This window comes from Caballeronia sp. GAWG1-1, assembly GCF_023631465.1.
Lineage (GTDB): Bacteria > Pseudomonadota > Gammaproteobacteria > Burkholderiales > Burkholderiaceae > Caballeronia.
Genome location: NZ_JALQDB010000034.1, coordinates 91,842 through 113,587, shown reverse-complemented (window position 1 = coordinate 113,587; position 21,746 = coordinate 91,842). Strand labels below are relative to the sequence as shown.

General features: G+C 63.9%; 21 protein-coding genes. 17 read left to right on the top strand and 4 right to left on the bottom strand.

The window, feature by feature from the left end:
• Positions 1 to 55 precede the first annotated feature (55 nt).
• The 11 genes from NCT03_RS33875 (at position 56) to NCT03_RS23740 (ending at position 10,992) form a co-directional block, all read left to right on the top strand.
• Positions 56 to 187, top strand: coding sequence for a hypothetical protein (locus tag NCT03_RS33875; protein ID WP_255784709.1), 132 nt, complete (start codon positions 56 to 58; stop codon positions 185 to 187).
• Entirely contained in the window at positions 184 to 852 is a 669-nt protein-coding gene (locus tag NCT03_RS23785) for a haloacid dehalogenase type II (RefSeq protein ID WP_250468443.1), read from the top strand. Before NCT03_RS33875 ends, NCT03_RS23785 begins: the two co-directional genes overlap by 4 nt.
• Positions 853 to 874: 22 nt before the next feature.
• Entirely contained in the window at positions 875 to 2,149 is a 1,275-nt protein-coding gene (locus tag NCT03_RS23780) for an NAD(P)/FAD-dependent oxidoreductase (RefSeq protein WP_244830114.1), read from the top strand.
• Between the two features lie 86 nt (positions 2,150 to 2,235).
• The gene (locus tag NCT03_RS23775) at positions 2,236 to 3,852 is read left to right on the top strand and encodes an ABC transporter substrate-binding protein (protein ID WP_244830115.1); all 1,617 of its coding nucleotides are present in this window, start codon (positions 2,236 to 2,238) and stop codon (positions 3,850 to 3,852) included.
• A 75-nt stretch (positions 3,853 to 3,927) separates the two neighbouring features.
• Entirely contained in the window at positions 3,928 to 4,884 is a 957-nt protein-coding gene (locus NCT03_RS23770; protein ID WP_244830116.1) for an ABC transporter permease, read from the top strand.
• Positions 4,881 to 5,825 carry an ABC transporter permease gene (locus NCT03_RS23765; RefSeq protein ID WP_250494141.1) on the top strand — a complete coding sequence of 315 codons (945 nt, stop codon included), beginning with the start codon at positions 4,881 to 4,883 and terminating at the stop codon, positions 5,823 to 5,825. The genes NCT03_RS23770 and NCT03_RS23765 overlap by 4 nt, the downstream gene beginning before the upstream one ends.
• Positions 5,822 to 7,669 carry an ABC transporter ATP-binding protein gene (locus tag NCT03_RS23760; protein ID WP_244830118.1) on the top strand — a complete coding sequence of 616 codons (1,848 nt, stop codon included), beginning with the start codon at positions 5,822 to 5,824 and terminating at the stop codon, positions 7,667 to 7,669. The genes NCT03_RS23765 and NCT03_RS23760 overlap by 4 nt, the downstream gene beginning before the upstream one ends.
• Complete coding sequence (locus tag NCT03_RS23755; protein ID WP_244830119.1) at positions 7,666 to 7,986, top strand: (2Fe-2S)-binding protein; 321 nt, start codon at positions 7,666 to 7,668, stop codon at positions 7,984 to 7,986. The genes NCT03_RS23760 and NCT03_RS23755 overlap by 4 nt, the downstream gene beginning before the upstream one ends.
• A complete protein-coding gene (locus tag NCT03_RS23750; protein WP_250494140.1) occupies positions 7,965 to 9,383 on the top strand; it encodes an NAD(P)/FAD-dependent oxidoreductase in 1,419 nt (472 codons plus the stop codon). The genes NCT03_RS23755 and NCT03_RS23750 overlap by 22 nt, the downstream gene beginning before the upstream one ends.
• A complete protein-coding gene (locus tag NCT03_RS23745; RefSeq protein ID WP_250494139.1) occupies positions 9,380 to 10,549 on the top strand; it encodes an NAD(P)/FAD-dependent oxidoreductase in 1,170 nt (389 codons plus the stop codon). Before NCT03_RS23750 ends, NCT03_RS23745 begins: the two co-directional genes overlap by 4 nt.
• Positions 10,546 to 10,992, top strand: coding sequence for a helix-turn-helix domain-containing protein (locus NCT03_RS23740; RefSeq protein WP_250494138.1), 447 nt, complete (start codon positions 10,546 to 10,548; stop codon positions 10,990 to 10,992). The genes NCT03_RS23745 and NCT03_RS23740 overlap by 4 nt, the downstream gene beginning before the upstream one ends.
• Here the strand turns inward: NCT03_RS23740 and NCT03_RS23735 are convergent.
• Positions 10,906 to 11,877, bottom strand: a complete 972-nt coding sequence (locus NCT03_RS23735) for a LysR family transcriptional regulator (protein WP_250494137.1) — start codon at positions 11,875 to 11,877, stop codon at positions 10,906 to 10,908. The two genes, NCT03_RS23740 and NCT03_RS23735, sit on opposite strands and share 87 nt — an antisense overlap.
• Before the next feature lie 103 nt (positions 11,878 to 11,980).
• On the opposite strand from NCT03_RS23735, the gene NCT03_RS23730 reads away from it, so the two are divergent.
• From NCT03_RS23730 to NCT03_RS23705, 6 genes are all read left to right on the top strand, one after another.
• A complete protein-coding gene (locus tag NCT03_RS23730; RefSeq protein ID WP_250468435.1) occupies positions 11,981 to 13,057 on the top strand; it encodes an ABC transporter ATP-binding protein in 1,077 nt (358 codons plus the stop codon).
• A gap of 81 nt (positions 13,058 to 13,138) precedes the next feature.
• On the top strand, positions 13,139 to 13,852 hold the full coding sequence (locus tag NCT03_RS23725; RefSeq protein WP_250468434.1) for an HAD-IA family hydrolase: 714 nt from the start codon (positions 13,139 to 13,141) through the stop codon (positions 13,850 to 13,852).
• Positions 13,853 to 13,854: 2 nt separating this feature from the next.
• On the top strand, positions 13,855 to 15,165 hold the full coding sequence (locus tag NCT03_RS23720) for an NAD(P)/FAD-dependent oxidoreductase (RefSeq protein WP_250494136.1): 1,311 nt from the start codon (positions 13,855 to 13,857) through the stop codon (positions 15,163 to 15,165).
• Positions 15,166 to 15,203: 38 nt separating this feature from the next.
• Complete coding sequence (locus NCT03_RS23715; protein ID WP_502800410.1) at positions 15,204 to 16,073, top strand: ABC transporter permease; 870 nt, start codon at positions 15,204 to 15,206, stop codon at positions 16,071 to 16,073.
• A complete protein-coding gene (locus NCT03_RS23710) occupies positions 16,070 to 16,864 on the top strand; it encodes an ABC transporter permease (RefSeq protein ID WP_250494134.1) in 795 nt (264 codons plus the stop codon). Before NCT03_RS23715 ends, NCT03_RS23710 begins: the two co-directional genes overlap by 4 nt.
• A 23-nt stretch (positions 16,865 to 16,887) precedes the next feature.
• A complete protein-coding gene (locus NCT03_RS23705; protein WP_250494133.1) occupies positions 16,888 to 18,315 on the top strand; it encodes an aldehyde dehydrogenase family protein in 1,428 nt (475 codons plus the stop codon).
• Between the two features lie 56 nt (positions 18,316 to 18,371).
• On the opposite strand, the gene NCT03_RS23700 is transcribed toward NCT03_RS23705, so the two are convergent.
• From NCT03_RS23700 to NCT03_RS23690, 3 genes are all read right to left on the bottom strand, one after another.
• Entirely contained in the window at positions 18,372 to 20,114 is a 1,743-nt protein-coding gene (locus NCT03_RS23700) for a GMC family oxidoreductase (RefSeq protein WP_250494256.1), read from the bottom strand.
• Positions 20,115 to 20,137: 23 nt separating this feature from the next.
• On the bottom strand, positions 20,138 to 21,154 hold the full coding sequence (locus NCT03_RS23695; RefSeq protein WP_244830130.1) for an ABC transporter substrate-binding protein: 1,017 nt from the start codon (positions 21,152 to 21,154) through the stop codon (positions 20,138 to 20,140).
• A gap of 243 nt (positions 21,155 to 21,397) precedes the next feature.
• Complete coding sequence (locus NCT03_RS23690; protein ID WP_244830131.1) at positions 21,398 to 21,745, bottom strand: cupin domain-containing protein; 348 nt, start codon at positions 21,743 to 21,745, stop codon at positions 21,398 to 21,400.
• Position 21,746 lies beyond the last annotated feature (1 nt).

Sequence of the window (21,746 nt, the reverse complement as noted above, 5' to 3'; positions counted from 1 at the left end):
TCGGAAACGCGCCGCATAAGCTGCTGCGGACATGCCTCGAAACGAGTTGTTTTGCATGGTCGAAGCACCCGCATTCAACGACATCAGTATTTTTGCCCTGATTAAATTTTCCTCAGGAAATGCGTTTTTCCTGGCCCTCGCCCCTGAACCCTGCGCGGTTCATTACCCGATAGGACTGACACCATGATCGATTTCGAGCCTAAGTACATCACCTTCGACTGCTACGGCACGCTGACGAAGTTCCGCATGGCCGATATGGCCCGCGAGATGTACGGCGACCGTCTGAAGGGCGCCGAGCTTGAAAAGTTCGTCGCATTCTTTTCCGGATACCGCCGCGACGAAGTGCTCGGCGCGTGGAAGCCGTATCGCGATGTCATCGTCAATGCCGTGCGCCGTGCGTGCCAGCGCATGAACGTCGAGTTCAACGAAGCCGAAGCCGAAAAGTACTACCTCGCCGTGCCGAGCTGGGGCCCGCATCCGGACGTCCCGGAAGGTCTGTCGCGTCTCGCTTCGAAGTACAAGCTAGTGATTCTCTCGAACGCATCGAACGACCAGATTCAAAGCAACGTCGACAAGCTCGGCGCGCCGTTCCATCGCGTGTTCACGGCACAGCAGGCGCAGTCGTACAAGCCGCGCATGCAAGGCTTCGAGTACATGTTCGACCAGCTCGACTGCAACCCCGAAGACGTGCTGCACGTGTCGTCGAGCCTGCGCTACGACCTGATGACCGCGCACGACATGGGCGTGAAGCACAAGGCGTTCGTCAAGCGCGGCCACGAGCCGAGCACGCCGTACTACGAGTACTACGAAGTCGACACCATCGGCGATCTCGCCACCGAGCTCGGCCTGTAATCGTCATCCACCGGACCCGCCGATGAAACTCGACTCCTACTGGCTCGATACCGCACCCGCCTTCACGGCGGCGCAGGAAGGCCCGGCCGATGGCCGGGTCGATGTGGCGGTGATCGGCGGCGGCTTCACCGGTCTGTCGGCGGCGCTGGCGCTTGCCAAACGCGGCGCGAGCGTCGCCGTGTTCGATGCGGGGAAAATGGGCGGCGGCGCTTCCGGGCGCAACGGCGGCCAGTGCAACACCGGCGTGGCGCAGGACTATGCGGCGTTGCGCTCGCAACTGGGCGTCGAGCGTGCGCAGGGCTGTTATCGCGCGTATGCGGCCGCCGTCGATACCGTCGAGCGTTTGATTCGCGAGGAAGGTATCGATTGCGATTATGTTTCGACGGGTAAGCTGAAGCTCGCGTCGAAGCCGCATCATCTCGCGCACATCGAACGTACCGCCGAACTCATTCGCCGCGAAGTCGATCCCGATATCGACGTGCTGACTCGCGAACAGGTTCGCGGCGAAGTGCAGTCGGACAGTTTTCATGGCGGCTTGCTGCAACGTCATGGTGGCCAGATGCATATGGGCAAGTTCGCGGCGGGTCTTGCGAACGCCGCCGTGCGGCAAGGCGCGAAGCTTTTCGAACATGCGGAAGTGCGCGGCATCACGAAGGAAGACGGCGGATTTCGAGTCGATACGGCGCGCGGCGCGGTGAGCGCGAAGCAAGTGTTGATCGCGACCGGTCCTTCCAAGCACGGTCCGTTTTCATGGTACAGACGCAGGCTCGCGCCGGTGGGCTCGTTCATCATCGTGACCGCGCCGCTGCCGGCAGAAGAGCTCGCGCGCATCTTGCCCAAGCGCCGCTCCTACACCACGAGCCGCCTCATGCATAACTATTTTCGCGTGACGCCGGATGCGCGTTTGCTGTTCGGCGGACGCGCGCGCTTCACGGCATCCGAAAGACCTTCGGATGCGAAGAGCGGCCGCATCCTGCAGGACAACCTCGCGCAGATGTTCCCGAGTCTCGCGAGCGTGGGCATCGACTATTGCTGGGGCGGTCTCGTCGATATCACCGCGGACCGTCTGCCGCGCGCCGGGCAGCACGATGGCATCTACTTTTCGATGGGCTACAGCGGCCACGGCACGCAGATGTCCACGCACATGGGCCAGGTCATGGCCGACGTGATGAACGGCAAGGCCGACGCCAATCCGTGGCGCGATTTCGACTGGCCCGCCATTCCGGGTCACACGGGCAAGCCGTGGTTCCTGCCGTTGGTCGGTGCGTACTACTCGATCAAAGACGTTTTCTATTGAAGCATCGAAGCATCGAAGCAAATACAGCCAGCCGGAAACAACCGAGCCGGCGATTCATTCAGCCCCAATCTCACGCGGAGAAGTTCATGAGCATCGATCAATCGCCTGATGCAGTCGACCATGCCGGTATCCGGCTCGACGAACTGACGAAAAAAGGCGCGTCGCGCCGTAGCGTGCTGCGCGCGCTGACCGCGGGCGGCTTGCTGTCCGTCACCGGCACGGGCCTGCTCTCCGTGAGCGGCGCCGCGTTCGCGCAGGAAAAGCCGAAGCAGGGCGGACGGATTCGCGTGGCGACGCAATCGTCTTCGTCCGCCGATACGCTCGACCCCGCCAAGGGCGCGCTCGGCACCGACTACGTGCGCGGCTTCATGATCTACAACGGCCTGACCGAACTGGATTCGCATCTCGGCGCGCAGATGTCGCTGGCTGAATCGCTCGAAACGAAAGACGCGACCGTGTGGGTCGTGAAGCTCAGAAGCGGCGTGCAGTTTCACGACGGCAAGTCGCTCGCGCCGCAGGACGTGATCTATTCGCTGATGCGTCACAAGGATGCAGCGGTCGGCTCGAAGGCCAAGACCATTGCCGACCAGTTCAAGGACGTGAAGGCCACCGGCCCGAACGAAGTGACCATCACGCTCGCCGGCGCGAACGCCGACCTGCCCGTGATTCTCGCGGATTCGCACTTCCTCATCATCAAGGACGGCACCACCGACTTCAAGACGGCGATCGGCACGGGTCCGTTCAAGGTCAAGGAATTCACGCCGGGCGTGCGTACGGTCGGCGTGCGCAACGAGAAGTACTGGAAGCCGGGCCTGCCGCATCTGGACGAAGTGGAGCTGATCGGTATCGCCGATGAATCCGCGCGCGTCAACGCGCTTCTGTCCGGCGACGTGCAACTGATCAACGCGGTGAGCGCGCGCTCGACGGACCGCATCAAGGGCACGCAAGGGTTCAACGTGCTGGAAACGAAGACGGGTCAATACACCGACCTGATCGTGCGCGACGACGGCGGCATCACGGGCACGAGCGATTTCCGGCGCGGCATGATGCACTTGATGGATCGCGACCAGATTCGCCAGACCGTGTTTCGCGGCTATGGCGCGATCGGCAACGACCAGCCGATCGATCCGACCAACAAGTACTACATGGCCGGTCTGCCGCAACGCAAGTTCGATCCGGACAAGGCCAAGTTCTACTTCCAGAAGGCGAAGCTCGGCAGCGCGCCGGTGCAACTGTACGCATCGCCGGCGGCTGAGGGTTCGGTCGAAATGGCCGTGCTCTTGCAACAGGTCGCGCCGCAAGCGGGCCTGAATCTGCAAGTGGTGCGCGTGCCCGCCGACGGCTATTGGTCGAATCACTGGATGAAGCATCCGCTCGGCTACGGCAACATCAACGCACGCCCGAGCGCGGATGTGCTCTTCACGCAGTTCTTCAAGTCCGATGCACCGTGGAACGAAGCCAACTGGAAAAACCCGCAGTTCGACCAGATGCTGGTGGCCGCGCGCGGCGAGCCGGACGACGCCAAGCGCAAGAAGATCTACGGCGACATGCAGCAGCTCGTGCACGAGGACGGCGGCATTGGCATTCCGATGTTCCAGAGTTCCCTCGATGCCCACACCGCGAAGCTCAAGGGCCTCGGCTCGATTCCGCTCGCCGGTCTCGGCGGCTTCATGTTCGCGGAAAAGGTCTGGCTCACGGCGTAAAGCACGCTGCGTTTCAAGCGACATCGCGCGCCCTCAACGGACGGCGCGCGAACCTCAAACCGGAGGCGATATCCGATGAAAGTTCATGCGCAACGACTCGTCGCCACGCGCATCGGCCTCGCGTTGCTGACCTTGCTGATCGTCTCGGCGGTGGTGTTCGGCATCACGGGTCTCTTGCCCGGCGATGCCGCACAGCAGGCGCTCGGCCAGGCGGCCACGCCCGAGCAGGTCACGGCGCTGCGTCACGAGTACGGGCTCGATCAGCCCGCGCTGCAACGCTACGTGCAATGGCTCGTGCACGTGGTCTCGGGCAACTTCGGCACGTCGCTGTCGAACAATCTCCCGGTGAGTCAGCTGATCGCCTCGCGTCTGCCGAATTCGCTCGTGCTGGCCGGTTTGACCGCGCTGGTTTCGGTGCCGGTGGCGCTTTTCATCGGCATCGTGTCGGCCATGTTTCGCGGCTCGCTGCTCGACCGCGCGCTCAACGTGCTGACGCTTTCGACCGTGGCCGTGCCCGAGTTTCTCGTCGCGACCATCGCCGTCCTGATCTTCGCGGTGAAGCTGCGCTGGCTGCCAGCGCTCTCGTATCTCTCGGATGTGTCGTCGTTCGGCGCGCTCTTGCGGGTCTACGCGATGCCGGTGATGACGCTCTGCTGCGTGATCGTCGCGCAAATGGCACGCATGACGCGCGCGGCGGTGCTGGATCAGCTCAACGCGTCTTACGTGGAGATGGCGCGTCTAAAGGGCGCATCGCCGATGCGCGTGGTGTTGCGGCACGTCTTACCCAACACCATCGGGCCGATTGCGAACGCGGTGGCGCTGAGTCTCTCGTATCTCTTCGGCGGCGTGGTGATCGTCGAATCGATTTTCAACTATCCCGGTCTTGCAAGCCTCATGGTCGATGCCGTCACCAACCGCGACATGCCGCTCGTGCAGGGCTGCGTCATGGTGTTCTGCGCGGCGTATCTCGCGCTCGTGCTGATTGCCGACCTGGCCCAGATCGTATCCAACCCACGGCTGCGTCAACGATGAATCGTCCCTCGACACCTCACGTGCCACACGCCTCGCAGGTCATGTACGAGCCGGAGCCTGGACTACCAGACGTGGCCGAAGCGCCGGTCGTCGTGCAGAAGCGCGGCCCGCTGCGGCGTCTCGCCGGACGCTTCTCGCTGCTCGGCTTGATCGGTCTTTTCATCGTCGTGTTCTGGCTCGCGGTCGCGTTCCTGGCTCCGCTCGTCGCGCCGTACAAAGGCGGCGCGATGACTTCCATCGACATCTTCGGCAGCTATAGCGCGGCGCACTGGCTCGGCACCGATTATCTCGGCCGCGACATGCTGTCCCGCGTGCTGTACGGCACGCAGTACACGGTGGGCCTCGCGCTTGCGGCGACGCTGCTCGCGAGTTTCATCGGCACGTTCTTCGGTCTGATCGCGGCTGTGTCCGGCCGCTGGGTCGATGAAATCCTGAGCCGCTTCTTCGATGCGCTCATCTCCATTCCGAGCAAGGTGCTCGCGCTGGTGGTGATCGCCGCGTTCGGCTCGTCGATTCCCATGCTGACGATGGTCGCCGCGCTCGCCTACATTCCCGGCGCGTTCCGCATTTCGCGCTCGCTCGCGGTCAACATCATGACGCTCGAATACGTGCAGGTGGCAAGAGCGCGCGGCGAGAAGCTGTTCTATATCGCTCGCGTCGAAGTGCTGCCGAACATGATTCACCCGATGCTCGCCGACTTCGGCCTGCGCTTCGTGTTCATCGTGTTGCTGCTGTCGGGCCTGAGCTTTCTCGGCCTCGGTGTCCAGCCGCCGAACGCGGACTGGGGTTCGCTCGTGCGCGAGAACATCGGCGGTCTGGCGGAAGGCGCGCCGGCCGTGCTCATGCCGGCGGTCGCCATCGCCACGCTGACGGTCGGCGTGAATCTGCTCATCGACAGCCTGCGCCGCCACGGTGCGCGCGGCAACGGAGGCGCGCAATGACCACCAACATGATCGAAGTGAAAGGCCTGCGCGTGGTCGCGGGCGCGGCGCCGGACCCGGTCGTCGAGATCGTGAAAGGCGTGGACTTCGTCGTGAAGAAGGGCGAAGTGCTCGCGCTGATCGGCGAGTCGGGCTCGGGCAAGACGACGATTGCGCTGGCGCTGCTCGGGCATGCGCGCACCGGCTGCGCGATTGCGGGCGGTTCCGTCAAGATCGGCGACACCGAAGTGCTCGAGCTGAGTGAAAAGGGCCGTCGCGCGCTGCGTTCGCGCACGGTGGCTTATGTGGCGCAAAGCGCGTCGGCGGGATTCAATCCGGCACGCACGATCATGGATCAGGTGACCGAGCCCGCGTTGCTGCACAAACTCATGTCCGCCGCGGCGGCGCGCGAGAAGGCGGTCGCGTTGTTCCGCGCGCTCGCGTTGCCGAATCCGGAAAGCATTGGCGACCGGTATCCGCATCAGGTCTCGGGCGGGCAGTTGCAGCGGTTGATGGCCGCGATGGCGCTGATCACCGATCCCGCCGTGGTCGTGTTCGACGAACCGACCACCGCGCTCGATGTGACCACGCAGATCGAAGTCCTCGCCGCATTCAAGCGCGTGGTGCGCGAACTCGGCACGACGGCGGTGTACGTATCGCACGACCTCGCCGTGGTGGCGCAGATGGCGGACCGCATCGTCGTGCTGAACGGCGGACGCGTGCGCGAGAACGGCGCGACCGCGCAAGTGCTCGACGCTCCCGCCGACGATTACACGCGCCAGTTGCTCGGCGCGGTGCGCCGCCCCGATGCGCTGCTCGCCGAACTCTCGCCGCTCACCAGTCAGGGCGAAAAGCCGTTGCTGGAAATTCGCCGCCTGAGCGCGGGTTATGGCCGTGTCGATGCGAACGGCGTGCCCGCCGTGCGCGTGCTCGACGACGTGAGCCTGAAGATCGCGCGTGGCAGCACGCTCGGTGTGATCGGCGAATCGGGATCGGGCAAGACGACGCTTGCACGCGTGGTCGCGGGTCTGGTGGACCGGGCGCGCGGCGACGTGCTGCTCGACGGCAAGCCGCTGCCGGCCAAGCTCTCCGAACGTACGCTCGAACAATACCGGCGCGTGCAGATCGTGTTCCAGAACGCCGATACCGCGCTCAACCCGAGCCGTACCATCGCCGATATTCTCGCGCGGCCGATGAACTTCTATCACGGCCTGCGCGGTGCGGCGGCACGGAAGCGCATGCTGGAACTGCTCGATCTGGTGAAACTGCCCGCAGCGATTGCGAAGCGCCAGCCGGGCGGTTTGTCGGGCGGACAGAAGCAGCGCGTGAATCTGGCGCGCGCGCTCGCCGCCGACCCCGCGCTCATTCTCTGCGACGAAGTCACGTCCGCGCTCGATACGGTGGTCGGCGCGGCCATTCTCGATTTGCTCGCGGAATTGCGCCGCGAACTCGGCGTCTCGCTCATGTTCATCAGCCACGACATCTCGACGGTGCGGGCCATCTGCGACGAAGTCATCGTGCTGTATGCGGGCCAGTGTGTCGAAGCGGGCCAGCGCGAGTCGCTTTCGCATCCGCCGTATCACCCGTACACGGGTCTGCTCGTCGATTCGGTGCCTGCGCTGCAACCGGGCTGGCTCGACGAGCGGCGCGCATCGACGCTGACTGCCTTGCCCGTGCTCGGCTCGGATAGCGGCGTGGATGCGTTGTGCAGCTTCCGTGCGCGTTGCACGGTGCGCATCGACGGCAAGTGCAACGTGACACCGCCATCGGTCAAGACCTTGCCTTCGGGCGCCGCCATTCTGTGCCACCGCTCGGCCGACGACCTCACGCGCATGCAGACACAAGACAACGCGGTGGCTGCATGAACGCACGTTTCGTGAGAGTGGCGGAGACGGGGCGCAAAACGGTGACCATCGTTATCGACGGCAGCATCGCACAGGCCAAGGAAGGCGACACGCTGATGGTCGCGCTGCTGACGGCGCAAGACACCTTGCGCGATTCCGAGTTCGGCGATGGCCGCCGCGCCGGTTTCTGCCTGATGGGCGCGTGCCAGGATTGCTGGGTTTGGACCGCGAGCGGCGAACGCCTGCGCGCCTGCACGACGCCGGTTGAAGAAGGCATGTCGATCGTCACACGCATCGGTCAGACGAAGGAGGGTGTATGGCCGCGCGCGAGCGTTTGAAGGTCGTGGTCATCGGCGGCGGACCGGCGGGCGTGCGCGCAGCCGAAGCGCTCGTGCGCGCGGGCTTGCGTCCGACCGTGGTCGATGAAGGACGGCGCGACGGCGGGCAGATTTATCGGCGGCAGCCCGAGGGGTTTTCGCGCTCGTATGAAACGCTTTATGGCAGCGAAGCCGCCCGCGCTCAGTCGCTGCATCGCACGTTCGACGGCTTGCGCGCGCAGATCGACTATCTGCCCGAGACGCTCGTGTGGAACATCGAACCGAACGTGGTGCATATCGTCAGCGGCACGCGCTATCGCAAGCTCGACTTCGACGCGCTCATCGTGTGCAGCGGCGCCACCGACCGCCTCATGCCGGTGCCGGGCTGGCATCACGCAGGCACGTATAGCCTCGGCGGCGCGCAGGTCGCGCTGAAGTCGCAAGGCTGTGCAATCGGCGCGCGCACGGTGCTGATGGGCACGGGACCGCTGCTCTATCTCGTCGCCGCGCAATATGTCAAAGCAGGCGCGACGGTCGGTGCGGTGCTGGACACCTCGACGCTTGCACAACGCATTCGCGCGTTGCCGCAACTGCTCGCCATGCCATCGACGCTCGTCAAGGGCATCGGCTTGATGCGCGTATTGCGTCGCGCGGGCGTGGCGGTGCATCGCGGCATCACGCCGGTTGGCATCGGCGGGACGGCCGAACATGGCGTCACCGGCGTGCGCGTTGAAACGGCGAACGGCGCGCAACTCGATATTGCCTGCGATGCCGTCGCGCTCGGCTATCACCTCCGTCCCGAAACGCAGCTCGCCGATCTCGCGGGCTGCGAGTTCGTCTTCGATCAGGCCGCCCGGCAATGGCTTGCTCGCATCGACGGCGATGGCCGCAGCAGCGTGCCCGGCGTCTATCTCGCGGGTGACGGCGCACGCGTGCGAGGCGCGGACGCCGCCGAGCGCTCCGGACAACTCGCGGCGCTCGCCGCCTTGCACGATGCGGGGTTCGCGCCCGACAACGCGCGCGTCACGCAATTACGCGCCGAACTCGCGCGCTTCACGCGATTCGCCGCCGGCCTGCGGGCCGCTTTCCCGTGGCCCGCGCGCTTCGCTGCCGCGCTTCCGGACGAGGCGATCGTCTGCCGCTGTGAAGCCATCACAGCGGGCGAATTGCGTCGCGTGGTACGCGAAATGGGCGCGCGGGAAGCGAATCGCGCGAAGGCGTTTTCCCGCGTCGGCATGGGCCGCTGTCAGGGCCGATATTGCGCGCACGCGGGCGCGGAAGTCATCGCCGCCGAGGCGCGCGTGCCGCTCGAAGCGGTCGGACGTCTGCGCGGACAAGCGCCTGTCAAGCCGCTGCCGATGGCCGTGACGCCGCAGGACGAAGTGCATCGAGGAATCGAAAAGGAGTTGAGCGAATGAACGAGCGCGCCGATGTGATCGTGATCGGCGGCGGTATCGTCGGCACGACGACCGCATTCTTTTTGCGCCGCCGTAAGCGTTCCGTGATCGTGCTCGAACGCGGTCTCACCGGGCAGCAGGCAAGCGGCGTGAACTTCGGCGGCGTGCGTCGCCAGGGCCGCGCGCTTTCGCAACTGGCCATGTCCAATCGCGCCTTGCAGACCTGGAAACGCTCGCGGGAACTGCTCGGCGAAGATGTCGAATTCCTGCCTTCGGGCCATACGCGCGTCTGCTATCACGCGCACGACGCCGCGTATTTTCAGCGCTATGCCGATGAAGCGCGCGCCCACGGCCTCGATCTCGAAGTGCTCGAAGGCCGGGCGATGTTCGAGCGCTTCCCCTTCCTCGGCCGCGAAGTCCTTGCCGCATCCGTTTCGCCGCTCGATGGCCACGCCAATCCGCGACTCGCCGCGCCTGCGTTCGGGCGCGCGGCGGCGCGGCTCGGAGCGCGCATCGTCGAGAACACGGAAGTGGTGCGTATCGAGAAAGAAGCGGGCGGCTTTCGCGTGGAAAGCGCGGCGGGCGACATCTATCGCGCCGAACAAGTGCTGGTATGCGCGGGCGCGTGGGCCAATACTTTGTCGACGCAACTCGGCGAGCCTGTGCCGCTCGTCGCGCGCGGCCCGCAAATGGCCGTGACCGAACCCGTGCCGTATGTCTTCCAGCATTCGATGGGCGTCTACACGACGGTCAAGGCCGAGAGCGTGTACTTCCGCCAGATTCCGCGCGGCAATCTCGTGCTCGGCGGCGGCCCGCCCGGTCCCGCCGATATCGCCACGCGCCGCGCGGGTGTGCTGCCGGAAAACACCGTCGCGCAGATGGCGCAGTTTCGCCGCATGGTGCCGGCGCTCGGACCCTTGCATGTGATACGCGTCTGGAGCGGCGTCGAAAGCTATCTGCCGGATTCGGAACCGGTGATCGGCCCGAGCACGAAAGCCGATGGCCTCTTCTATGCGTTCGGTTTCAGCGGCTCGGGGTTTCAGATCGGGCCGGGCGTGGGCGAAACGCTCGCGGAACTGCTCGATACCGGCGCCACACCCATTCCTCTCGATTCGTTCTCCATTCAACGATTCCAGCGCGGCGCATCGGCACACGCGGAATCGGCCACGTCAGAGACTTCTTCATGAACCACGAGAGCCACGCGAACATCAAGCCCGCCGTGCTCGGCAACGCGCTCGCCTATATCGAAGCGAATTTCGACAAGACCGTGAGTCTTGCGCAGCTCGCCGATGTCTCGGCGTTGTCGGTGTCGCGCTTTGCGACCGTGTTTCGCGAGCAGATCGGGCTTTCGCCCTACAAGTATCTGTGCCGCGTGCGGGTGCGGCGTGCGCAGAGTCTGTTGCTCGCGGGCATGCCGGGATCGGTGGTGGCGACGGAAGTCGGCTTTTTCGATCAAAGCCATCTCGCGCGGCATTTCAAGCGCTTGTGCGGCATGACGCCGAGTACGTTCATCGAGCACGCACGCGACCATGCGGACACGCGTTCAGCCAAGCTCGATGCCGGTTGCCTTAAGGGCGTCGCGAAGACCGAGCCGCGGATACTTGCTCTCGACAACGCGCATGTCGCCTAGCGTCTCCGCGATGAGCCAGTCGCGCACGTCGGCGACGATAGGCCGCAACGGCCGGTTCGGCGGCGTGACGAGGCAGCAGCGCCGGCTCGTCACGATGAGTTCCTGTTCCGCCGGCACGAGCGCGCCTTGCGCGAGCCAGTGAGACGCCACGTTGAGCCAGCCGAGCGCCATGCCTTGCCCGAGCAACGCGGCCTGCACGACGATGGCGTAGTCGTTGAAACTGAGCATGCCGGCGACATGCCGCTCTTGGTCGGCGAACGCATGAAAGCGCTCATGCCAGCCGCGTTCGCCGTCGTCCATGACGATCACCGTATCGCCATGCGCGCGGCCCGCTTCGGTACACGCGGTTTCGTGGTATCGCTCGTTCGATACCGGCAGCAGCGCTTCGGGCATGACCAGCACGGCGTTCTCGTCGATCTCTTCATCGTGAAGGAAGCGCATGCCGAGATCGACATCGACGAGCGGCCCGCCAATGCGCCCCGAGATCAGTTGAAAGCGCAGGTCCACCGAAGGAAACGCCTGATTGAGCCGGCTCATGCGCGGCATCAGCCAGTGCGTGGTGAAGGCGGTGGAAACCGACAGCGTGACCGACTCCACGCCGGTGGCGCGTGCCTCGATTTCGCGGATGGCGCTTTCTATGCCATTGAAGCCTTCCGATATCTTGCGATACAGAATGCGCCCGCTTTCCGTCAGTTCGATGCCGCCGCGCACGCGCTCGAAAAGCCGCACGCCGATATGGTCTTCCATGCGCGCGAGCATGCGGCTGACCGCCGGCTGACTCACGTAAAGTTCTTGCGCGGCACGCGTGAAATTACCGCAGCGCGCGGCCGCTTCGAAGACGAAGAGCGCGTTGGCGCTGGGCAGTTTCTTGCGAAGGTTTGGCATGACCTGATGTTATGCCCGATCCAACAATTTTGGAATTGCCGTCAAAAACATCGCGCCGTATATTTTTCTTAATCCTCAAGCCCGAAGACACGAGACGACACTCATGGATGCACGAGCGAAAACCGGCGTATCGATCAGGTCGGCAACCAAGCGCTACGGCGCGCTGGCCGCACTCGACGATGTTTCTCTCGACATCGCGCCGGGCGAATTCGTCTCGTTGCTCGGCCCGTCGGGTTCGGGCAAGACCACGCTGCTAGGCATTCTCGGCGGCTTCGTGCAGCCAACGTCCGGAAGCGTCTGGGTCGGCGAGCGCGACATTACATTTGCGCCGCCGCACAAGCGCGATATCGGCATCGTGTTCCAGAACTACGCGCTCTTTCCGCATATGACGGTGGGCGAGAACGTCGCGTTCTCGCTGCGTGCGCGACGCGAGCCGAAATCCACCTGGCCGAAGAAGGTCGCCGATGCCCTGGCGATGGTCGAACTCGCGGGCTACGAGAATCGCGGCATCGACCAGTTGTCGGGCGGGCAGAAGCAACGCGTGGCGCTCGCCCGCGCGATGGTCTTCGAGCCGCAACTGATCCTGATGGACGAGCCGCTCTCCGCGCTCGACAAGCAATTGCGCGAGACCATGCAGATCGAGCTGCGGCGGCTGCATCGGCGGCTTGGCGCGACCATTGTCAACGTGACGCACGATCAGCGCGAGGCGCTCACCATGAGCGACCGCGTGGCCGTGCTCAAAGACGGCAAGCTCGTGCAGATCGACACGCCCGAGCGTCTCTACGACCGTCCTTGCGATGCGTTCGTCGCGAGCTTCATCGGCGAGGCGACCTTGCTCGACGTGAGCCGCGCGGGCGACGACGCCGTGCGTCTCGGCAACACGGTCTTGCGCACGGCGCACCCGTTGCCGCGTGGTGAGAAGCTCTTGCTCGCGGTGCAGACGGAGAAGCTTTTCATCGCGCATGGCGACGCGCAAGCAAACGCCAACCGCTTTTCCTGTCGCGTGACCGAAGTGCTTTATCAGGGCGAAAGTCTGCGCGTGTTCGCGGTGCTCGCAGACGGCACGGCCATCAGCCTGAGACAGCCCGGCAGCTTCGAGGCGCGCCGCCGCATTCCCCAGCCGGGCGCCGAGATGATCGTGGCGCTCGATCCCGCGGACACCATCGTCGTGCCCGCATGAACGGTTTTTCATCGCCTGTGCACGGGCGATTCGACTGGCACATGTTGCCAACTCATACGCAACCCGCAAAAGGATGATGCAATGAATCTCACCGATTTCAAGGTCCTGACGTTCGATGTCGTCGGCACGCTGATCAACTTCGAAAAAGGCGTGCTCGATTCCGTGCGGCGTCTGGGCGGCCCGAAGGCAAAGGACCTGACCGATGACCAGATCTTCACGCCGTACATGGATGGCCGCGCGAAGTATCCGGGGCGTTCGAGCCATGAGATGGCCAACGTCTATCTGCATCTGGCGAAGGAACTCGGTTTGCCCGACGACGCGCAATCGGCTGCCGCGTTCCAGCGCGACGTGCTCGAATGGCCCGCCTTCGAAGATTCCGTTGCCGCATTGAAGCGCCTGCGCAAGCACTTCCGGCTCGTCGCGATGACCAACGCGGACCGCGTCGCGCTGTCGGCGTATGCGCATACGCTCGGCAATCCGTTCGACGATACCGTCTGCTGCGACGAAACCGGTGTCGCCAAGCCCGACCCGCAATTCTTCGCTTACAACCGTGGACGTCAGGCTGCGTTCGGCTACAAGTTCGACGAGATTCTGCATACGGCGCAGAGCCAGTATCACGACATCGGCGTCGCGACGAAGCTCGGTTATGCGACGTGCTGGATTGAACGCCGTCAAGGTCAGAAAGGCTTCGGCGCCACGCCCGTGCCGGAGAACGTGACGACGCCGACGTTCAAGTTCGCGACCCTCGGCGCGCTCGCCGATGCGGTCGAGGCCGAACTGCGCGCCGCCGCCTGATCATGCGCGCCCCGACGACGCCGCGTCCCGCGCCCGACTCGCTCTGGCGGGCGATGGCCGGCCCTGCTGCCGCCACGGCGCCCTTGGCTCGCGACCTCGATGTGGAAGTCGCGATCATCGGTGCGGGCTATTCGGGGCTGACGGCCGCCCATGCCTTGCAAAAGCGCGGCGTGGAGTGCGCCGTGCTCGATGCGAATCCGGTCGGATGGGGCGCAAGCGGTCGCAACGGCGGCGTGGTGTCGTCGAAATTCAGGCTGTCGTTTCCGTCGATTGCGAGCGCGCATGGCGTCGCTATGGCCAAGCGCATGCATCGGCTCGCGCACGAGGGCGTGCGCGCGGTGGAAGCGCTCATCGACGAATTCGGTTTGCAGGCCGCGCAATTCGAGCACACGGGCAGTCTGCGTTGCGCTCATACCGAGCGCGCTTTCGCCTCGATACGGGCGGAAGCCGAGTGGGTTCGCACGACACTCGGCGACACGACCATGAGCGTGCAGTCGCGCGCCGAAGTGGAACACGAGACGGGTTCGCGTGGTTTCGTGGGCGGCGTGTTGAGCGCGGACGCGGGCACCATCTTGCCGCTGGAATACGTGCGCGGGCTTGCCGACGGTCTGACTGCGCGCGGCGTGCCGATCTTCGAATCGACACCGGTGATCGACATGACGCGCGCGGACGATCGTCGCGTGATTCTGCGCGCGCCTGGCGGCACGGTGCGCGCGAAACAGGTGATCGTCGCGACCAACGCTTATTCGAATCTTTCCGATGCCACCGCCGCCTATCATCGCGAACTCGTGCCGTTTCGCAGCGCGATGATCGCGACCGCGAAACTCCCCGCCGACCTCGACGCGCAGTTGATGATCAATCGCCGCAGCTACGCCGAAACGCGCCGCATGATGAAGTGGTTTCGCAAGGTGGATGGCCGCATGCTCTTCGGCGGACGCGATGCCTTCGGCAAGGAAGGCGAGCCAACCGGCTTCGATGCGTTGCAACGCGCGATGATCGCGCTGTTCCCGCAACTCAACGGCGTGCCGGTCGAGTACCGCTGGTCGGGTTATGTCGGCATGACCTTCAACGCGCTGCCGCATGTCGGCCGTAGCGACGACGCCACCACGTTCTGCCTCGGCTACAACGGCGCGGGGATTTCCATGGCGAGCCTCGTCGGTCAACATGCAGCGGCGCTCGCCCTCGGCGACAAGCCCGATCTCGCGCTGCTCGCGCAAGACGGCCTGCGGCCGGTGCCTTTTCATGCGCTGCGCGCGCCGGGCGTGAGGCTCGTCGCCGCGTGGTATCAGTTTCTCGACGCCGTGGGTGCATGATGACGATAGCCAAACGGATACTAGAGGATGCAACCCCGATGCATGCCGCCGCAACCGACCCCTCGGTGCGCCATCAAAGACGCGAAGACCGCGCCATGCTGCTGCTCATGGCTCCCGCGTTGTTCGTGGTGATCGTGCTGCTGGTGGTGCCGCTCGCGTGGCTGTCGTGGCAGTCCATTTATCACGAAGGCGCGTTCACGCTCGTGAACTATCGGCGCGTTTTCACGGGCGCTTATCTCGACACCTTTCTGCTGACGTTCAAGCTGTCCATCATCGTGACGGGCGTGACGCTTTTGCTGGGATATCCGGTCGCTTATTTCGCGGCATCGGTTTCGCCGCGATGGAGCGCGCTGATACTCGGCATGGTCATTCTGCCGTTCTGGACCAGCGTGCTCGTGCGCACTTACGCATGGCTCGTGCTGTTGCAGCGCACGGGCCTCATCAACAAGGCGCTGCTCGGCATGGGGCTGATCGAGCGGCCCTTGCAGCTTTCGTATAACCAGTTCGGCACGATCATCGCGATGGTGCATATCCTCTTGCCTTTCATGGTGCTGCCGCTCTATTCGGCGATGCAGAAGATTCCGCCGAACCTGTCGCAAGCGGGCGCGAGTCTCGGCGGTTCGCCCTTGCATGTGTTCATGCGCGTGTTCCTGCCGCTCTCGATGGGCGGCGTGGTCGCGGGCGTGACACTCGTCTTCGTGTTGTGCCTGGGCTTCTACATCACGCCGGAACTCATGGGCGGCGGCAAGTCGATGATGGTCTCCATGATCGTCAGCCGTAATGTGGAGATCTACAACAGTTGGGGCGCGGCGAGTTCGGTGAGCGTGGTGCTGTTGCTGTGTGTCTTTGCAATCTTCTGGCTCGCGAGCCGCGTGATTCCGCTCGAAAAAACGCTGAGGGCGAAATGAAGAGACTGTCGCTCGGCCGGATCATACTCGGCGCATCGGTGCTGCTGATCCTCGTGTTCCTGATGGTGCCGGTGGTGATCGTCGTGCCGCTGTCGTTTTCGGATGCGCGCTTTCTGACCTTTCCGCCGCCCGCGTATTCGTTGCGCTGGTATCACGCGTTCTTCGACAACCCCGCGTGGATCGACGCAGCCAAGACGACGTTCGCCGCATCGACATGCGCGGCATTGATAGCGACGCCGCTCGGTATTGCGGCGGCTTATGGCATTCAGTACGGCTCGCACTGGTCGATGCGCTATCTGCGCACGCTCCTCATGTTGCCGATGATGGTACCGATCATCATCGTCGCGGTGGGCGTGTTCTTCGTGTTCACGCAAGCGGGATACGTGAATACGCTGGGCGGGCTCATCATCGCGGACACCATGCTGGGTCTGCCTTATGTGCTCATCTCGGTCGGCGCGGATCTGCGCAGCTTCGACCGCACGCAGGAAATGGTCGCGCGCAGTCTCGGCATGAACCGCTTTCGCAGTTTCATGGCGGTGACGCTGCCGCAGATTCGCGCGAGCGTGATCTCGGGCGCGGTGTTCGTCTTCATTCAGGCGCTCGATGAAACCGTCGTCGCGCTGTTCATTTCGGGCGGCAGCACCCAGACGCTCACGCGCCGCATGTTCGTCACCTTGCGCGACGAGATCGATCCGACCATCGCGGCCATCAGCACCATGCTCACGGCGATTACGTTGTGCCTCGTGATGATCGTCGTCGTGAGCCGGCGCTCGGCGGTGGCGCGCACTTAACGCTTATAGAAACGGATCAACGCATGTCACACTCATTGAAGTTCTACATCGATGGCGCGTGGGTCGAACCGGCCGGCACGCGACGTCTGCCCGTGATCGATCCCTGCACGGAAGAAGCGTTTGCAGAGATCGCACTCGGCGATGCGCGCGATGTCGATCGCGCGGTTGCAGCCGCGCGGCGTGCATTCGAAACGTACTCGCGGACACCGGTGTCAGAGCGCGTTGCGTTGCTCGAACGCATACTCGAAGCGTACCTTGCGCGTTACGACGAGATGGCCGAAGTCATCACGCGTGAAATCGGCGCGCCTTCCAAGTTATCGCATGCGTGGCAGGCGTCGCTCGGCAAGCGGCATATCGAAGAGACCTTGCGCACGGTCGCGCGCTTTCAGTGGCAACGCAGGAAGGGCACGACGCTCATTAACCACGAACCGGTCGGCGTCGCTGCGCTCATCACGCCGTGGAACTGGCCGATCAACCAGATCGTCTGCAAGGTCGCGCCCGCGCTCGCTGCGGGTTGCACGGTGGTGCTCAAGCCAAGCGAAGTATCGCCGCTGAATGCGCTCTTGTTTGCCGAGATTCTCGATGCGGCAGGCGTGCCGCCGGGCGTGTTCAATCTCATCAATGGCGACGGTCCGACCGTGGGCGCGGCGCTGTCTTCGCATCCAGATGTGGACATGGTGTCGTTCACTGGCTCGACGCGCGCGGGAGTCGAGATTGCGAAGCTGGCCGCGCCGACCGTGAAGCGCGTGCATCAGGAACTGGGCGGCAAGTCGGCGAACATCCTGCTTGACGATGTCGATCTGGAAGCGGCCGTGACGGCGGGCGTGAACTCGTGCTTCGGCAATAGCGGTCAGTCGTGCAATGCGCCCACGCGCATGCTCGTGCCTGCATCGCGTCATGCAGAGGCCGTGGAGATCGCGCGGCGTGCGGCTTCGAAGCAGCGCGTCGGCCCCGCCGATGCGGACGGCACGACGATGGGCCCGGTCGTCAGCGACGTGCAGTTCACGCGCGTGCAGCGGTTGATTGGCATCGGCATCGAAGAAGGCGCGGAGTTGGTGGCGGGCGGTTTGGGGCGTCCGGACGGGTTGGAACGTGGTTACTACGTGAAGCCGACGGTGTTCGCTGGTGTCGATCCGTCGATGACGATTGCGCGCGAGGAAATCTTCGGACCGGTGCTTGCGATCATGCCGTATCGCGATGACGAAGAAGCAATTGCGATTGCCAACGATACGCCGTTCGGGCTTGCGGCTTACGTGCAGTCCGGGGATAAGGAGCGGGCGCGGAAGGTGGCGCTACGCATGCGCGCGGGTAGCGTTTATGTGAACTATCCGGCGTGGGATGCGGGGTCGCCATTTGGCGGATATAAGCAGTCGGGGAATGGGCGCGAGTATGGGGAGTGGGGATTGGAGGCGTTTTTGGAGGTCAAGGGGATTGTGGGGTTTGGGGAGTAGTCAAGCGCACGCGCCTCGATTCGTAGCGCGCGTGACGCGACCGCCAATCTCACGCCCTACGATATCCGCTTCGACCCATACCCATCCACCACTCCGACCTCGCTCGCAAAGCGAATGGCGTTCGACTCCGCCCGCAGCATATCCGCGACGCGCTCGGCCATCATGATCGTCGGCACATTCGTATTGGCACAGGGTATCGAAGGCATCAGCGAGGCGTCGCATACATAAAGACCATCGACGCCATACACCGCGCCGCGCGCGTCAGTCACGGCGAGCGGATCGTTTTCAGCGCCCATGCGGCATGTGCCCGACGGATGCCACGTTCCGCCAACCGATCGTGTCACGAACCGCGTGAGCGCTTCGTCATCGTTCATCAAGTCGGCGATACTCACGCCCTGCGTCACCACGCGTCGGATCAGCCATCCACGCAACGGTCCCGCAACATCCAGCAGCGCACTCAACGCGCCGCGCTGCAACGCGTTCCACATTCCCGGCACGGCGACCGCTGCGACGCGCGGCGAATAGCTCGACGGAAACACGATGTCGCGATGCGCATCCATCGACGCCGCGTTAAGTGTTTGCGCGCCGAAGCGCAAGGCAAGCTTGAGCCGTTCGAGGTCGCGCGTATCGGAAAGCATGGCGAAATCGACCTTCGGTTCATCGAGTGGATTCGCCGATGCCAACGTCACCCGCCCGCGCGAATACGACTTGTTGACCCAAAAGAAGATCGTGCCGAGCCGATAACCCACCGAATGCCAGCCGGAACGCGAAAGAATCGCGCCGTGCATGTCGCCGGGCACGGTGTCATCGAGATGCGATGAGAAGCGCACGATCGCCTGCTCGTGATGCTCATCGGGATAAGGCGTGCGCGCCGAACGCGGCAAAAACGCGGACACCGCAATCGACGGATGCTCCATCAGATTGCCGCCCACGCCCGGCCGGTCCGCGCATACTTCGATGCCGAGCGCAGCCAACGCTTGCGCCGGCCCGATGCCGCTGCGCATGAGCAACGCGGGACTGTGTATCGCGCCCGCCGAGACGATCACGCGCCGCGCGTGCACATCTTCGTGCGTGCCATCCGGCCGCAGGATGCGCGCACCGATCGCGCGTTTGCCATCGAACAAAATGCGATCGACGACGAGACCCGTGCGGATCGATAGATTCACGCGCTTGCGAGTGGCATCGTCGAGATAACAGATGGACGTCGGAATACGTTCGCCCGCCGCGCTTACCGAGAGCGAGCCGATAAACGCGCCGTCTTGCCAGGGCCCGTTCTGATCGTCATGTAATGGATGGCCGCTCTTGCTAAGCGTATCCAGCACGGCGCGCACGAACGGCGAGATGCGCGCCCACTTCGGTCGCTGAATGCGCAGCGGTCCGTCCGAGCCGTGATAGGGGCCGGCGAAGTCGCAATCGGTTTCGAGCTTGCGGAAGTAGGGCAGGCAGTTCTGCCAGTTCCAGCCATCGGCCCCGAGCGTGTTCCACTCGTCGTAATCGGCGGGCGCGCCGCGATTGGCCATCAGCGCGTTGATCGCGGAACCGCCGCCGAGAATGCGCGCTTGCTCATAACGTCGAACGGGCGCGAGCGCGCTCATGCGGGCCTTCAACTGCCGCCAGATGTTGTTCGTATCGAGATAAGCGCGCCCCGGATAGCGGCTGCGAACCGCGTCCGGCATGGTGCTCGCGGAGATGTCGCGGCCCGCCTCGACGAGGCATATGTGCCTGCCTGCGTCCTCCGACAGGCGCGCGGCCAGCACGCAGCCCGCCGAGCCGCCGCCGAGAATCAGATAATCGATCATGCCGGAACGCGCGCGCTGCACGTTCACTGCATGAACTTGAGCCACCGCGCCTTGGCCTGAATGCCCGGGTCCGATGCCCACCATTCTTCCTGCATCAGCGCTTGTTTCGCGGCATTTGCCGGTGAACTCGGCAGCTCGGACGCGCGCTTCTCGCTGATCTTGCCGGTCTTGAACGCGGCCGGATTGCCCGGACCGTAATCGATATACGTCGGCAGGTTCGCCTGCAATTCCGGCGAAAGCGCGGTATTGAGGAAGCGCACCGCATCGTTGAGGTTCGGCGCGTTCTTCAGGATGCACAACTGCGTGTTCTGCAGGATGCCGTCGTTGAAAGTGAAGTCCACGTCCGGATCGTCCTTGCGCACGGCGCTCGCGCGGCCATTCCAGATCATCGTCATGTCGACTTCTCCGTCGTGCAGCAACTGCGCCGACTGGCCGCCCGAGGTCCACCATACCGTGATGTTCGGCTTGATCTCTTCGAGCTTCCTGAACGCGCGATCGACATCGAGCGGATAGAGCTTGTCGCGCGCCACGCCGTCCGCGAGCAAAGCGGCTTCGAGCACGGTCTGCGGGTCGTTGCGCAAGGCGCGCGTGCCGGGGAAACCTTTCACGTCCCAGAAGTCCTTCCAGCTTTGCGGCACCTTCTTGAGCGTTTTCTTGTTGTAGCCGATGACGGTCGAATAAAACTCGTACGCCGCCGAATAGGGCGTGCGGTATTGCTCGGGCATCGCGGCCGCGTTGGGGATCTTCGAGAAGTCGAGCTTTTCGAGCAAGCCTTCGCGCCCGCCGCGCAGACAGTTCGACGTCGGGGTATCGATCACGTCCCAGATCGGCTTGCCGGTAGCGGCTTGCGCTTTGACTTGCGGCCATGCATCCGGAATGCTGTCCTGCTTGATCGTGATGCCGAGTTCTTTTGCAGCGGGATCGAGAATCGCCTTGGTCTGCGCTTCCTGATAAGCGCCGCCTTGCGACACGAAAGTGATGCTGCCCGCGGCAAAAGCCGGTGCCGCGCCGCCCAGGGCCATGCCAAGCGCGAAAGTCATGGCAAGCGGGCGAAGCGTGAGACGGGAACAACTGAACCTTGCAATATTGATCACGGCGTTTCCTCGACAAGGTTGAAGCGAAGGACGTCTTGCAGGTCGCGCCGTCACTGCGGATGAGCATGTCATCGCGCAAGAACGACGCGGGTCTGAGCAAAAATATATTGGGTCAAATTCGCTGGAGCAACGCCGCAATTGTTGGAGGCTCCATGACCCTAGGTTATGCCCTGCAATTCAAGAAACGCTTCACTGGAAAATCACGTAGACCTTGCGCATGGTCTCCTCGACTTCCCATGTTCCTTCGGTGTTCGCCGCGAAAAACAGCGTGTCGCCGCCCGTGAAGTGCACGGTGTCTTCGCCATCGGGCGTGAAGCGTCCGCTTCCGGCAAGAAAGTGCATGACTTCCGCTTCCTTGACCGAGCGACGATACGTGCCCGGCGTGCATTCGAACACGCCGGTGTCGATGTTCTCGCTGCCCGGAATCACGCGCTGTACGCCCGAAACCCTGATTTGCGGTGTGCCCGGAAGGCCTGCCGTGCCCCAGTCTTCCAGGCCTTGTAGCCCGATGCTCTGCTTGATCTGTTGAACTTTCATA